Source organism: Paenibacillus swuensis (assembly GCF_001644605.1).
GTDB lineage: Bacteria > Bacillota > Bacilli > Paenibacillales > DY6 > Paenibacillus_N > Paenibacillus_N swuensis.
Map to the genome: position 1 here is coordinate 1234147 of NZ_CP011388.1, position 14485 is coordinate 1248631.

Sequence of the window (14485 nt, forward strand, 5' to 3'; positions counted from 1 at the left end):
CTCCTTTCTCCATTATCCTTGTACGCGGATATTCCTCTGAACCAAAGCCGTAATCCAAAGTAACAACGGGATCCCGACCATAATAATCGGAAAAATATAAGGCACAGCCACTTTAATGGGGAAAAACACGGATACTTCGATGTAATTGCGCGGTAAGAGGGCCAGCGGCAACCCGAGTATAGTGAACACGACTGCATATGTTCTCCACTTCCCGGTTCCCGTCCACTGAGCTGTACCGTAACTAACGGCGAACAAATAGATGGATAGCTTCAGGAAGATACTCATAATCCAGATGGCCACGACGATCGCGTCCAAACTTTCGATAATCCCCGCCACTGATATGGAACGAACCAGCATTAATAAAGGGTAAGGGAAGCTTTGGGTTACATTCGGACCAAAAACCATGAGTGTCGCAACAATCGAGACCACAAATCCCGCACCGGCTAACAGAACCCCTCCGATCCCGTGCTTCATCACGAATTCTCGTTTGCTCACGAATGAAATTAACATAATGACCAAGAAACAGTCTCCCAGGAAAGGAGCGCCCATCAATGAACCTTGTAAAAGGGTAAACCCGTTATGATCCTTTAGAACAGGCAGCAGCCTCTCGGCATTTAAATTATTAAAGGATAACAAGATCGGCAAGAAAATCCCCGCTATAATAACGGGTCCCAGAAATTCACTCATACGGCCGATTACACTTAACCCGGACAAAGTAGAATACAGCACCACGGATGCCATCAGCATAATAATGATAGAAACCGGCGTCTCAGGCAAAATCGTACCAATCATGAACGTGGTAAATTGACGCAGAATTGCAACGTAGACTACGAACCAATAGAGCAGATACAACAATACCATACCTCCGCCGAGCCATGGGCCAAGCATTATTCTTACAAAATCGATAAAGGTTTTCTCCGGATACATCAAACTTAATTTGACATTAATAAATACGGTCACTATCCCTAGCAGAACGGTAATCATTGCCGATATCCAAGCGTCCTGTCCGGAAATCCGGACGGTGGCCGATGATGTAAGCAGAATCGCCATGACCACTTGCATGCTTGTGATCATCCAGAACAATTGTCTGCAGCTTATAGACATTACGTTTACGTCACTCTCTTTCCTGTTCGATCTTGTCTGTAAGTTGGTTTATATTTGAGATCCCCGGTGTATGAATTACAGTGTCGATTTCCACCGTTACAGGCATGTCCGAGAAGATCCGCTCCCAATTCCTTTTCTCTTTCTTCCATTGTTCGGGATAGGCTTTATGAAATTCCCGGGCGAATCCGAAGATGTCCGCGCTGTATTTCTTTTGACCCTCGCGAATGATTTGTGTTACTTCTTGTTGTATCTTCTTATTAAACCAAGGTTCCGCTTTCTTCAGATTGTCCTTAGTGCTCATGAAATCTAACGAATTGGAGCTTTCCGCGATATCCGCATTGACTTTAATCCGAAGGTGCATGCTCCATACTCCTTTATGAATTCGGGGAAAATAATGCAGGTAACTCCTTGTTAACTTTAAACTAGTCTGGCCCTTTTCATCTTCATACAGGACAGTCATATTTCGCTCGAATTTACGATTCTCAAACCATTCCAAGCTTTCCCAATCCTTTTTTTCCAAAAAACCTAATAGCTTTCGATTTTTTATGACCGCGCAACCTCTTACCATAATAATATTAAACTCTTGTCCTGAAACGCTGGAGGCGGTTGTTCCGGCTATAGGCAACAGAAAGGAATTCGATTCCCCCGATATCTTCTCTTCGACTTTAAAGACGGTCGAGTATTGGAGCGGTTTCTTCTGAGACAACTTAATCATGGTTTCATAGGAGTTGGGGTCGGTCAGGGATAACAACAAATCTTTAGCTTTCCCCCTGCAGACAAACAAGTTGGACTGCTCTCTGGGATCAATGTCCCGAAACAGAAAGTCCATAATATGATTCATCCCTCTCCTGGAAGCCTCTTCTCCTACGATGTAAGCTTTCGCATGTCCCCAGAAGAAGGATCTGGGCAATTCCCTCTGCAAAGATGTCAGCGCCGCAGACACATTCTCCCCTACGCGCGAAATGGAGTGGATCCTCCCTTCACCCCCGCCTCCGCCTTCTCCGGCTGTTGGGTTCGGGATGAACACTTGCACGGTGAGTTCAACTTGATCCCCTTCTTTGACGTCAATGCCCGCGGCAATAATCAACGCCATGTCATTAACTTCCCTCCTGTCCCAACAGCCGCTAAGAAGTATACTAAACAAAAGAAAAGGGAGGACACGGGAGATATACATACGCGACATCGAAATCCTTCCTTCCTTTTGAAAGTATATATATCAGTTCGATCTTCGCTTTCGGTTGGAGTTACTGTAGTATGACGGTCTCTTCTTCATCTTGTTGAAGGGAGCACGAATGAGGACATCCTTTAATTCCTGGAGTCTAAGCGGTCCGAGCGGCGCCATATACGGCACACCGAATGATTGCAATCCGCACAGATGGGTTATGATCGCTAGCAAACACAACATCATGCCGAACAGTCCAAACATCCCGGACAGAATCATGATGGGGAAACGCAATATTCGCAGAGCGAAGCTTGCCGAATATTGGGGAAGCATAAATGAAGAGATCCCCGTAATCGCCACGACCATGACCATAGGGGCGGAAACCAAACCTGCCTGGATGGCGGCTTGTCCGATAACAAGCGCTCCGACGATGCTTACGGCGGAGCCAACCTGCTTGGGCAGACGGATTCCCGCTTCTCTTAAGGCTTCGAAGGTAACCTCCATAATCAGCGCTTCAAGTAAGGCAGGGAACGGGATTTCCTCGCGGGACTGAGCAATCCTTAGCAACAACGTGGTCGGTAGCATTTCTTGATGAAAGGTAAGAATCGCCACATAGGAAGAAGGTGCCAGCAATGCGATAAAGAAAAACAGGTAACGCAACCAGCGAATAAAGGTGCCTGTCATGAAGCGCTGGTAGTAGTCCTCAGGCGATTGCATCAGAGAAACCATAGTCGTAGGAGCAATGAGCGCAATCGGTGTATTTTCTGTCAAGACCACAACCCTGCCTTCCAGCATTGACGCGACGGCAACATCCGGACGCTCCGTTGTCTGCAATTGAGGGAATGGGGAATAGTTGGTGTCTTCGATCAGCTCCTCAATCATGCCGCTTTCCACTACACCGTCGAGGACCTCGCTTTGCAGCCGTTTCTGGATCAACTCAACGATACCCGGCTTCACAATTCCTTCTATGTAGGCGATAGTCACAGTGACCTTAGAATACACGCCTACATCTACAGAGACGATTTTCAGTGCGGGCGTACGAAGTCTTCTGCGCAGCAGCGAAAGATTCACGCTTAACACTTCCGTAAACCCTTCCCTCGGTCCCCTCACGACGGACTCTGCTTGAGGCTCTTCTATGGCTCTTTTCTCGAACTGAACAAGCTGGAAGGCCCGGCCTTCGCTCAAGTTGTCCATGAACATGACCGGTTTCCCTGAAGTTAGAGCATCTATGGTTTGGATGTAGGTGCTGGTTCTGATATACGGGGCTGACGTAAGTTCCTCGAGTGCTTCCAAGTGATGTGCCGGGGTATGGATTCCCTTAAGTGGACGGATCAGTTGCGTATCCATCAGTTCTTTGTCCGCCAAGCCGTCAAAATACATGATTACGACATGATCATCATGACCGGTTTTAAATCGATAAGTCTGCAGATCTGAGCAATGTTCGAAGAATCGGTTGATATTTGTAATATTGGTTTCAAGCTCACTGTGCAGATTATTATGAAGAAGATGAACCAGCTGGGGATCAGACGTATAGCCCGTGTCATACGCTTGTTTATTCATCGCTCTCATCCCTATCTCAGTTCAGATGTGCTTAGTATGGAATGATTTAGAAAAATTATCCTGTTTTCGATGACAAAAAAAAAGATCACCTGCTGTCATTGAGGACAGTCGCCGTGATCTTCTTCATGTTTAGTATGATGTTCCGGACAATCTCCATCCGATTCCGGGAGCCAATGGACAGACCACTTGAACAGCTCCTCCAGAACCGGAGTCATGGCAATGCCTTTATCCGTCAGAGAGTATTCAATACGAACCGGACTTTCCGGGTATACATCTCTGCGTACCAGCCCTTCGTGCTCCAGTTCCCTTAATCGCTCCGACAAGACCTTGTGGCTCAGGTTAGGCAACGCTTGATCAATATTTATAAACCGCTGAGGTCCCTGTAACAGCTGGTGTATAATTAAGGCGCTCCATCGCTTGCTCAGCAGTTCAACACCCTTCTCAAATTGCGGACATCGGGGCATGAATTCCATCGTTCATCACCTCAAAATAAAACATATACTCTATTGTAACATGTTGTTGTACCATATACTTATTAAAAGTAATAAAGTTACTTGACGATACTGTGACAATGGTTTATATTGGTTACATAAAGTAACCTTCTAATCATTAGTAACTATTAAAGAAAGCAGAGGTGTCCTGTTTATGAAATGGGTAACACGTATTGTTCAAGGATTAATCGCATTGGCCTTCATCATGTCCGGATTCCTCAAATTGGCCGGTGACGCCATGCAGGTCAAGTCGTTCACCGAAGACTACAATTACGGACTCACGATGATGTACCTTGTGGGCGCTGTGGAAGTGCTGGCGGGCATCGGACTCATCATCGGATACTGGAAGCCCCGCATCGCGGTCTACTCCGCAATTGTTGTGGCAATCATCATGGCGGGAGCGGTATTCTCCATTCTGAGCGCCGGTCAAGGCTTGGGATTAGCCATGGTGCCTTTGATATTCCTGTTGCTGGCCATACTTGTAGCTGTCCGATATTCGAAAGAACCAACACGCAACGGAACGACTCTAACCCGTTAACCGAAGAACAACCTGCAAATACACTTCGAATTAGGAAGGAAATATAAATGCCTGGTTTTAACGAAATGGAGCCCCATAGTAACACTTCACAATATGAAGTGTTACTATGGGGCTTTCTCTTGCCAGATCGTTAGGCCGTCCCATTATAATAGAGGGATCCGGTTTGGAAAGGCGGCGCTGTTGTGCTGGAAATTATATTGCACGGAGTGATATTGGGGTTTGGATTTATTTTGTCATCTGGGCCGTCGCCGTGTATATGGGATTCCAAATTTTTGTTTAAAATTGCTAGTTTTAGGGTTAAATAGAGAGGAAGTGAAAACCCGAGGAGGTTGGACGATTCATGTTTACACGTATGGATGAGATTATGATCGAAATTCCGGAAGTCAACAAACCGGATCCGAATGGCGCTGCGGCGGTACAAGAACTGCTGGGCGGGAAATTCGGGGAAATGTCAACGTTAAACAATTACCTCTATCAATCTTTTAATTTCCGTTCCAAAGAGAAACTGAAACCTTTCTACGACCTGGTGATGAGCATCACGGCGGAAGAGCTGGGTCATGTGGAACTCGTGTCGCATGCCATCAACAAGTGTTTGAGAGGTTCATCTGAATATAAAGAACCGGACAAGACTCCGTTGGAGACGGTTAAGGATGCGCGTCTGTCCTATCATTATCTGGCCGGAGCGCAAGGCGCCATGCCGTTCGATTCCATGGGCAATCCTTGGACAGGGGCCAATGTATTTAACAGCGGCAACCTTGTGGAAGACTTGCTTCATAACTTCTTCCTGGAGTGCGGTGCCCGTACCCACAAGATGAAAGTATACGAGATGACGGATCATCCTGCCGCTCGTGAGGTTGTCGGCTTCCTGCTGGTACGCGGCGGCGTTCACGTTGTGGCCTATGCGAAGGCGCTGGAAATTGCCACAGGCGTCAATGTGACGAAGCTTGTGCCGATTCCTAACCTGAGCAACAAGCAATTTAACGAATCCCGCAAGTACGAGGATAAGGGCGTACATACGAAGCTCTATACTTGGAGCCAGAAGGATTTCAGCGCGATCGATCAAATCTGGAAGGGTACTCACCCGGAAGACGGTCTTGAGCTGGAAGTAATCCAAGGCGCGCCTAAAGGCTTTCCGATTCCGGAAGCGCCCCCTGTCGAAGAAGAATTCGCGCCGGGCATCTCAGCGGAAGACTTTAAGGCGATTGCGAAGCGGTTGAAGATGGCGGGTAATATTTCGGATTAAAATATTCAAGAAGAAGACGACCCCGTGATCGGGGTCGTATTTGTGGTTCCATAGATCTTTAGTGTAAACTAACTAATCCGATGAAGCTACACCCACGAAGCTTTCCGGACCTACCCGAGTAGGAATGACCGCAAGACCTCCGGGAATGCTTACAAATGCCTGATAGATAAAGAATCCCGGAGCTGGAGGAACGTCCGCTGCAACCGCAGTCATTACACTTGTTGTAAGCAATAGGGTTCCGACAGGAATCGTCTGGGTTGCGGAATAGATTAAAATCGCATCTTCATCCACATTTCTGAATATTGTAATCGTAACCGGCACCAGAACAGCTACCACTGCGCTTAATGTGACGGTAGCGGTGAGCTCCACCCGCGGATTAGCGCCTGACAATGTCATATCCAGACCCAAAGTTCCGAATAATGCAGGTGTTGTGCTCGCCGGAATAGAAATGGAACTCGCATAACTCGCATTTTGTGAAATCTGAGTGTCTAGTATAATCCCCATGTATAAATACCTCCTAACTAATCTACTATTACTATATGAAATGTGAAGTATATCGTTCTGGTTCATAGTGGAAGTTTTATAGAATAAAGGTGAAAAGAGGATTTGTGTTATGGGAAACGTTTATACTGGGAGCCAAACAAGGGAAATTTCATTCCCTCTGGGCGGCATCGGAACCGGAAGCATAGGCTTTGCCGGCAATGGTCGACTGATGGATTGGGAAATATTCAATTCGCCCAACAAGCGGAGCTTCAATGGTTATAGCCATTTCGCCGTCAAGGCGGAAGCGGCAGGACAGTTGCTAGACGCTCGCGTGCTCAACGGGGATTTTCCTTCACCGTATATGGGGCAGCCGGTGCGGGGAGGGCCTCTGCATAGCGGATACGGTTACGGTCCGGAGAATAATACGATGGCGGGAATGCCTCATTTCCGCACACACTCCTTCCAGGGCGAATTCCCGCTGGCAAGCATGGCGTTTACAGATGAACATTTTCCCGGCACGGTTCATCTGAAAGCTTTGAATCCTTTTATTCCGCTAAACGACAAGGATTCCAGCTTGCCCTGCGCTATGTTCGAGGTTGAATTTCACAACCCGCTCAATTATGAAATCACGTACACGGCAGCCTTAACAGCGTCCAATCCGAAGGCTGGCGAGCGCGTTGTAAATCGGTATTCCAAAGATCGTTCCGTGCATCTCCTCAAATTCGGTACCGCGTCTTACGAAAGCTCCGACCCTTTATTCGGGGATTTAACCATAGCTACTGACGCTAGTACTGTGAGCTACCATGAGTTCTGGTATCGAGGCGGTTGGTGTGACAACCTGGAGATGTACTGGCGGGATTTCGCGAAAGCCGGTCCGCTCACAAACCGGCATTATGATTCCGAGCTGCCTCCCCACTCCAGGCACAAGGACAACGGCACTCTGGCTGCCCATATAACGATCCCTCCAGGCGGTAAAGGACGAATTCGTTTCGTACTGGCATGGCATTTCCCTAACGTATACAACTCTTGGAATCCTGAACCGGGAGAGCGAACCGTTTGGAGAAACTATTACGCCACGCAATACGCGGATTCGGCGGCCGTAGCGATTTACACCTTCACGCATTGGGACCGGTTGCTCGGGGATACGGAGCTGTTTCGTGATGCGCTGTTCAACTCCACTTTACCGGAGGAAGTTATTGAGGCGGTGTCCGCAAATCTATCCGTGTTAAATTCGGCAACTTGCCTGCGTCTAACGGATGGGTCTTTCTACGCTTTCGAAGGGTGCATAGAGGACGTCGGCTCCTGCGAAGGTTCCTGTACGCATGTCTGGAATTATGCATATGCCTTGCCCTTCTTGTTTCCTTCCCTCGAGCGTTCCATGCGCGATCTGGATTTCCGCTATAATCGCAGAGCCGACGGAGGCATGGCATTCAGGCTCATGCTCCCTCCCGGTCGGGATTCAGAGCCATTCCGGGCTTGCGTGGACGGGCAAATGGGAGGCATCATCAAGGCTTACCGCGATTGGAAAATCTCTGGTAACGACGATTGGTTGCGCAGTAACTGGGCTGCGATCAGCAGTTCTTTGGAATTTGCCTGGAGCCCGGACAATCCGGATCTTTGGGATGCGGACCGAGACGGCGTCATTGACGGGCGCCAGCATCATACACTGGATATGGAGCTCTTTGGTCCCAACGCCTGGCTGAACGGATTCTACTTAGCCGCTTTGAAAGCCGCCTCGGCGATGGCTTCCCACCTTAACGATGCGGCCAAAGCGGCCGATTACGGCGAACTGTTTCGGAGAGGAAAAACCTGGACGGATCAACATCTGTTCAACGGCCGCTACTACGGGCAAAAAATAAATTTAAACGATCGCCGTTGGTTGGAACGTTATGACAAAGGCGATTCGTTATTTGGAGAGGACGCGACGGCCGCCTACTGGAATGAAGAAGTCGGTGAAATCAAATATCAAATCGGTGAAGGCTGCGGCATCGATCAAGTCGTCGCCCAATGGCATGCGAATCTCTGCGGATTAGGCGAAATCTTTGACCGGGACCAGACGAGAAGCGCGCTGAAACAGCTCTATCTCCATAATTTTAAAGCGAATATGCGCGAGGAAGCGAATGCCTGGCGATTGTTCTCGCTTAACGATGAAGGCGGTCTGGTTATCTGCTCATGGCCGGAGGGCAGCGTTCGTCCCGCTGTTCCGCTGACGTATGCTTCGGAGACAATGACGGGATTTGAATATCAGGCGGCCAGCCATATGATTCAGGAAGGGATGCTGGAGGAAGGCCTCCGGATCGTTCGTGCCGTTCGCGAGCGCTATGACGGGGAGAAGCGTAATCCATGGAACGAGATGGAGTGCGGCAGCAACTATGCCCGCGCGATGGCCAGTTATGCTTTATTGCTTGCCTATAGCGGATTTTCATTCGATATGACAAAAGGCGAAATCGGCTTCCGTCCGGTCATTCAACCCTCAGAAGGATTTCGGACATTCTGGTCGGTCGACGGCGCATGGGGAACGTTCGAGCTATCGGAATCCTCGGGTGCGTTAAAGGTAGCCGCAGGAAGTCTTACATTAACGAAGCTAGGTTTGCCAGAATCATGGACCGGCCCGAAATTGGCGGCTTCCCTGGAAGGGCATACCCTACACCTGATCCGTAAAGAAGAAGGTGGTATACGTTTTGCTGGACCCATTACTATATGTACAGATCAAGCGCTGATGTGGACGCAAGATTGAGCGAAGGCTACCCTATTTTATTGATTAGGCAAAAGAAGACTTCGTTGTTCGAGAATTTTTAACGAATCCTGCGAGCGCTTAGAGCTATAAATGAGCTCATATGGAATTCTAACGAACCCGGCTGACGCTTAGGCGACGCAAAGACCTATAAATCAGGACCATATGCCGGCTAAGCGTATTTACGGTTCGTTAGATTGTTAAAGCAGTTATTTCGCGCGGCTAAGAGTTACCAGGATTCGTTAGAAGTCCCGTTGTTTCCGCATCTCCTTCTGCACTTGCCGCAACGCCTTCTTCGACCCGCGCTCCATATCGTGCTGGAATTTCCGGTCCTTATAGCTCGTGAACAGCGTGTTCAGGTCATAGCCTGCCGGGTACAACTCGCTTGCCCGCAGTTCCAGGCGAATCCGCTTGGCATGCACCTCCACGAGCTGCCCTTCATGCAGCACCGTCAGGTGGTTGAAGCTGTCTCGGCCCTTGTAGACAATCGCGGTTTCGTCCAGCTCCAACAATCGTACCCGGTCGCCCATCCCGTACTCCTCCAGCACAGCTTCCGATTCATTCTGCAGCGCCTCTGTCGGCTTCTTCACCACTTTGCTGTCATGCAGACGCTCCAGCCGATAATCCTTGCTCTCCATATACAACTTCGCCCGCTCTAAAACCGCCTCCTTCAACTCCATCCGCTTCGAAATCCACAGCGCGTTGCTCTCGCCCGATTGCCCGATCAACAGCTTATATTGCGGCTCCAACGTCTCGTTATCGAAGGCCATGGCCGCGTTCATGAAGTCCGGATGCCGTTCCGAGAATTCCTTAATCTCGCCGTAATGCGTGGTCGCAACCGTCATACAGCCCATATGGTAAAACTCTTCCAGAATCGCGATAGCCAACGCCGCGCCCTCATTGGGTTCCGTTCCGCTGCCGATTTCATCGAACAACAGCAACGTATTCCGATTTGCTTGGCGCATAATCTCAGCTATATTCTTCATATGGGACGAAAAGGTGCTAAGCGCATTCTCCAAACTCTGATTATCTCCGATATCTACGAATATACGATCAAACACAGCTACTTTGGTGGACGCATCCCCCGCGATGTGGAATCCGGACATCACCGCGAGCGCGATTAGCCCAATCGTCTTCAACACCACCGTCTTGCCCCCTGCGTTCGGACCGGTAATGACCAGACTGCGATAACTCTCCCCAATGGCAAAATCCAGCGGAACCGCGCTTCCAGACAGCAACGGATGTCTGCAACGGACCAGCTTCGTTACGCCATGGTCGTTCACATTCGGCGCGATCCCGTCCATGCTTTTACTAAACTTCCCTTTGGCAAAAATCATATCGTACAAGCTGATCAGATCAATATTAACCGTCATCGGCTGGGCCTGGTTCGCGACTAAATCCGACAGCGCCGACAGAATCTGAAGCTCCTCCATCCCTTCCTCCGCCTTGAGACCGGACAGCTCGGCATTATATTTGGCCACGGATAGCGGCTCAATAAACACGGTCGATCCCTTGGAAGACATTTCGACAATCGTTCCGGCCACTTGATGCTTATAGGCGGCTTTGATGGGGATGGTGAAACGATCATTTTTTCGGCTGACAAAAAACTCCTGAATAACCTCCTTGTTCGCGCTGTTCTTCATAAATTTCTGCAGCTGCTCCTCAATCTTCGCCTCGGTGATATCGATATGCTTGCGAATCCGCTTCAGCTCTTTGCTGGCCCCAGAATCCACCCGATTTCCTTTAATGGCATGGTGAATGGCATCTTCAATGTCCGGAAAATCAGCCATAGAATAGGCATAAGCACTCAACTTTGGAGCGTAAAATTCCTTCTCAGTCATGAACTTCTTCACTTTACGGCATCCCCGCAGGAAATCCGCAATGGCGATCAGTTCGGACGGATCCAGCACCATCCCTTTGTCCAGCTTCTCCATCATGGATTCGATGTTCGAGATGCCCAGCAGCGGCACATGCCCCTCGGTATCCAGAATCGCGCGGGCCTCCGATGTTTCATGGAGACGTTGCTTCACCACTTTGAGATTGGAGCTCGGTTCCAGCTGATCGATCAACCTTTTGCCCAGACTGCTTACGCAATAGCTTTGGACAAGCGCCTTCAGTTCGTTATATTGTAATTTGTCCTTTGTACTTGGATTCATCTATGCATTCTCCTCTTTTATGACCAAAATAAACGCAAAAAAAGCTGCAGGAAACCCGCAGCTCATTACACTCCATTTACATGACGGTATAGATAGAGAAAGCCAGCCGCCGACGGTGGACAAAGGTCCTTCGCCTCGGTATACTTCCTCTGTTTGAGTCATGTTTTATGATGTATTTCGCAGGGTTCTTCATGGGTAACTTAAATAAATCTACGATATAGGCTTTTTTTGCATACGTAAATAAAATCCGCTTCGCCTATAGTCTAGAATTATTATTTCTTAAGTTATACCTGTTGAAAACCTGCTACACTCATAAAACACCTCGTAGGGAATGTGTCTTGCATTGAAATCTGATGATGTAAGTTAGGATAACCCATCCCGCGCGGGAAGTAAAGTGTCTACAGAACGCTGGCCGCCTCTCCGACCCAAGTAACCAGCTGCGCGGAATCGAATCTGTCCCCCTTACGCAACTTTAGCGTCTTCCGTTCCGGAGGACCGTCGAACATGCTTTCCGGCAACTCCAGTCCGGTTGCATTAAAGATGGTAAAGCTGACCGCATCCTTGGATGTCGAGATGACGGCGGCGTATTTACCATTTTTCAGAAAATGCGGCTTCTTATACTGAATGCGTTCCTGCACATCCGGTATGGCCCGGTGGACCAGCTCGCGTAAACTCGTTGACAGTTCCAGTTGCCAAGGTTCCTTTAGTGCTTCAATAAATTCGGTTACTTCGTTACTCATATTTAATACGCTCCTTTTACTCCGTTAGTTGGTTTGATTGGGATTGCCTGTACTCGGCTGGGCAGTGATCATCCAAGATACGCCGTATTGATCCGAAAGCTCTCCATAGAGCATTCCCCAAGGCTGCAGTTCTAGAGGGTATTTCACATTGCCGCCAACCGCCAGCTTCGTGAAGGCTTCATTGGCTTCAGAATCTGTTTCGTACGTTACACTTAGTGAAATGCCGCGTCCTTGCGTAAACGGTTCAAATGAATCAGCCATGAGTAGTGAATTTCCTCCGGCAACAACCAGGCTCAAATGCATAACTTTGTCCTTAAACTCATGTTGTGCTCCCATTTGTTCGTGTGTCATGACGGACAGAATCTCTCCTCCGAGTGATTCTATGTAGAACTTGGCTTGCGCTCTTGCATCCTCTGACATAAGATAAGGGTTTACTTGTGCTCCCATATTTCTCAACAACCTTTCCATTATGTTTTGTCCTACTAATAAATACGACGAATGACTACTGGTGAAATCGACAGAGGGCATAATATAAATCTATATTTTTTTTCAAAATATTCTTAAAGCTTTAATTCAATTGTGCAAATTCACACTCAGCAGCCCGGTTCCATAAAAGCGCCCGTTCACGCTCATTCCGCGTCAACGCCGCGGCGCGTTCAAATTCAACGCGCGCTTCATCGTACCTCCCCAGCTTGACCAACAAATCACCACGCACGCTCGGCAGCAAATGATATTCCTTCAACGAGGGCACCGCATAGAGCTCGTCGATGATTTGCAGACCGAAGGCCGGTCCGAAAGCCATGGATATCGCGACCGCCCGGTTTAACTCCACGATCGGGGACGGACTCACTGTGGATAGCGCCTCATACAGAGCCGCAATCTTGATCCAATCCGTCTCCGCGACACTCGCCGCCTGCGCATGGCAAGCCGAGATGGAGGCTTGCAGCGCGTAGGGACCCAGCGGCTGGCCAAGTTTGCGGCATCGCTCCAATGCGCTTAATCCGCGGCGGATAAGGAGTTGATCCCATTTGGCCCTATTTTGATCCATGAGGAGAACAGGTTCTCCCTTAGCGTTAACACGCGTCTTCATCCGGGAAGATTGAATTTCCATGAGGGCGACCAGCCCGTGGATTTCCGGCACCCGTGGAGCGATCTCCGCCAGCACCCTTCCCAATCGCAGCGCCTCCTGGCACAACAGCGGACGGGTCCAATGTTCACCGGAAGTTGCCGAGTAGCCTTCGTTAAACATCAGGTAAATCACCTCGAATACAGCGGACAAGCGATCCCGCAGCAGCTCCTTTCCCACCGGCACTTCAAAAGGAACCTTTGCGGCACTGAGCGTTCTCTTCGCCCGGACAATGCGCTGAGCAATGGTCGTTTCGGCCGCCAGGAACGAACGAGCGATTTCATCGGTCGTCAACCCGCATAAGAGGCGCAACGTCAAGGCAACGCGGGCATCCTGGGATAACACCGGATGGCAGGTCATGAAGATCAGGCGAAGGAGATCGTCGCCAATCTCCCCGTCCAATGCCGAATCGATGTCATCTTCGGTATATAAATCCGCACCATGCCCAATCTCCGCGTATTTCTGGTCACGCAGCTTGTTCCTGCGGATCCCGTCGATGGCGCGCCGCTTCGCCGTCGTCATCAACCATGCCGCCGGGTTGTCCGGGATGCCCGTCTCCGGCCATCGATCCAGAGCGATCACCAACGCATCCTGCGCAAGATCCTCGGCTACACCCACATCCCGGACTATACGCGTTAATGCGGCGATCAGTTTAGCTGATTCCATTCGCCATATGGCATCAATGGTACGATGTGTTTGGTGCAGACTCACGCTTTTCTCTGCGCCTCCAACTGTTCACGAAGGGCTGCATCTTTCGCCAACGTCTCGGGATTGTCCACCAAGTCCTCCATCTCATATACCTGTCTGAGCTCAATCTCGCCTTGCCCGAAGCCGTGCGGGTCCGGCATACGCATCGCCCATTCAACGGCTTCCTCCCTGGACTTGACCTCAATTAACGTATAGCCCGCGATCATTTCTTTAGCCTCCGTAAAGGGGCCGTCCATGATCTTCGGTTTGCCTCCCGGTTCCGGATAGGAAATCCGGATGCCGCCGGAGCTTGGCATCAATCCGTCCGCAGCGAGCAGCACGCCGGCTTTGACCAGTTCTTCGTTATACTTTTGCATCGCGTCGATCAGCTCTTGGCTTGGCGGTTGGCCCGCCTCTGAATCCGTTGTCGCTTTCACAATCATCATAAATCTCATGTCTGT

General features: G+C 49.5%; 13 protein-coding genes. 3 read left to right on the forward strand and 10 right to left on the reverse strand.

The window, feature by feature from the left end; genetic code table 11:
• Nucleotides 1–12: 12 nt before the first annotated feature.
• The 4 genes from SY83_RS05145 to SY83_RS05160 form a co-directional block, all read right to left on the reverse strand.
• Nucleotides 13–1104, reverse strand: a complete 1092-nt coding sequence (locus tag SY83_RS05145; RefSeq protein WP_082882338.1) for a GerAB/ArcD/ProY family transporter — start codon at nucleotides 1102–1104, stop codon at nucleotides 13–15.
• Between the two features lie 10 nt (nucleotides 1105–1114).
• Nucleotides 1115–2287, reverse strand: coding sequence for a Ger(x)C family spore germination protein (locus SY83_RS05150; RefSeq protein ID WP_082882339.1), 1173 nt, complete (start codon nucleotides 2285–2287; stop codon nucleotides 1115–1117).
• A gap of 33 nt (nucleotides 2288–2320) precedes the next feature.
• Nucleotides 2321–3826 carry a spore germination protein gene (locus SY83_RS05155; RefSeq protein WP_082882340.1) on the reverse strand — a complete coding sequence of 502 codons (1506 nt, stop codon included), beginning with the start codon at nucleotides 3824–3826 and terminating at the stop codon, nucleotides 2321–2323.
• Nucleotides 3827–3921: 95 nt separating this feature from the next.
• Entirely contained in the window at nucleotides 3922–4299 is a 378-nt protein-coding gene (locus SY83_RS05160; RefSeq protein ID WP_068604874.1) for a winged helix-turn-helix transcriptional regulator, read from the reverse strand.
• A gap of 172 nt (nucleotides 4300–4471) precedes the next feature.
• Here SY83_RS05160 and SY83_RS05165 point away from each other — a divergent pair, with 172 nt between their 5' ends.
• Both SY83_RS05165 and SY83_RS05170 read left to right on the forward strand, forming a co-directional pair.
• Nucleotides 4472–4855 carry a DoxX family protein gene (locus tag SY83_RS05165; protein ID WP_068604875.1) on the forward strand — a complete coding sequence of 128 codons (384 nt, stop codon included), beginning with the start codon at nucleotides 4472–4474 and terminating at the stop codon, nucleotides 4853–4855.
• A 340-nt stretch (nucleotides 4856–5195) separates the two neighbouring features.
• Nucleotides 5196–6098 carry a manganese catalase family protein gene (locus SY83_RS05170; protein ID WP_068604876.1) on the forward strand — a complete coding sequence of 301 codons (903 nt, stop codon included), beginning with the start codon at nucleotides 5196–5198 and terminating at the stop codon, nucleotides 6096–6098.
• A gap of 72 nt (nucleotides 6099–6170) precedes the next feature.
• Here the strand turns inward: SY83_RS05170 and SY83_RS05175 are convergent, their stop codons facing one another.
• Nucleotides 6171–6602: a hypothetical protein gene (locus tag SY83_RS05175; RefSeq protein ID WP_068604882.1), complete on the reverse strand. Its 432-nt coding sequence runs from the start codon at nucleotides 6600–6602 to the stop codon at nucleotides 6171–6173.
• A gap of 109 nt (nucleotides 6603–6711) precedes the next feature.
• Between SY83_RS05175 and SY83_RS05180 the strand changes: the two genes are divergently transcribed.
• The gene (locus SY83_RS05180; protein ID WP_068604883.1) at nucleotides 6712–9318 is read left to right on the forward strand and encodes a GH116 family glycosyl-hydrolase; all 2607 of its coding nucleotides are present in this window, start codon (nucleotides 6712–6714) and stop codon (nucleotides 9316–9318) included.
• Nucleotides 9319–9557: 239 nt separating this feature from the next.
• On the opposite strand, the gene SY83_RS05185 is transcribed toward SY83_RS05180, so the two are convergent.
• From SY83_RS05185 to SY83_RS05205, 5 genes are all read right to left on the reverse strand, one after another.
• Nucleotides 9558–11471 (reverse strand): endonuclease MutS2, encoded by a 1914-nt coding sequence (locus tag SY83_RS05185; RefSeq protein ID WP_068604885.1) that lies wholly within the window; start codon nucleotides 11469–11471, stop codon nucleotides 9558–9560.
• Nucleotides 11472–11869: 398 nt separating this feature from the next.
• Entirely contained in the window at nucleotides 11870–12211 is a 342-nt protein-coding gene (locus SY83_RS05190; RefSeq protein ID WP_068604887.1) for a DUF1801 domain-containing protein, read from the reverse strand.
• Nucleotides 12212–12235: 24 nt separating this feature from the next.
• On the reverse strand, nucleotides 12236–12658 hold the full coding sequence (locus SY83_RS05195) for a VOC family protein (protein WP_068604893.1): 423 nt from the start codon (nucleotides 12656–12658) through the stop codon (nucleotides 12236–12238).
• A gap of 121 nt (nucleotides 12659–12779) precedes the next feature.
• The gene (locus tag SY83_RS05200) at nucleotides 12780–14048 is read right to left on the reverse strand and encodes an RNA polymerase sigma factor (RefSeq protein WP_197479980.1); all 1269 of its coding nucleotides are present in this window, start codon (nucleotides 14046–14048) and stop codon (nucleotides 12780–12782) included.
• Nucleotides 14045–14479, reverse strand: coding sequence for a YciI family protein (locus SY83_RS05205; protein WP_068604895.1), 435 nt, complete (start codon nucleotides 14477–14479; stop codon nucleotides 14045–14047). The genes SY83_RS05200 and SY83_RS05205 overlap by 4 nt, the downstream gene beginning before the upstream one ends.
• Between the last annotated feature and the right edge of the window lie 6 nt (nucleotides 14480–14485).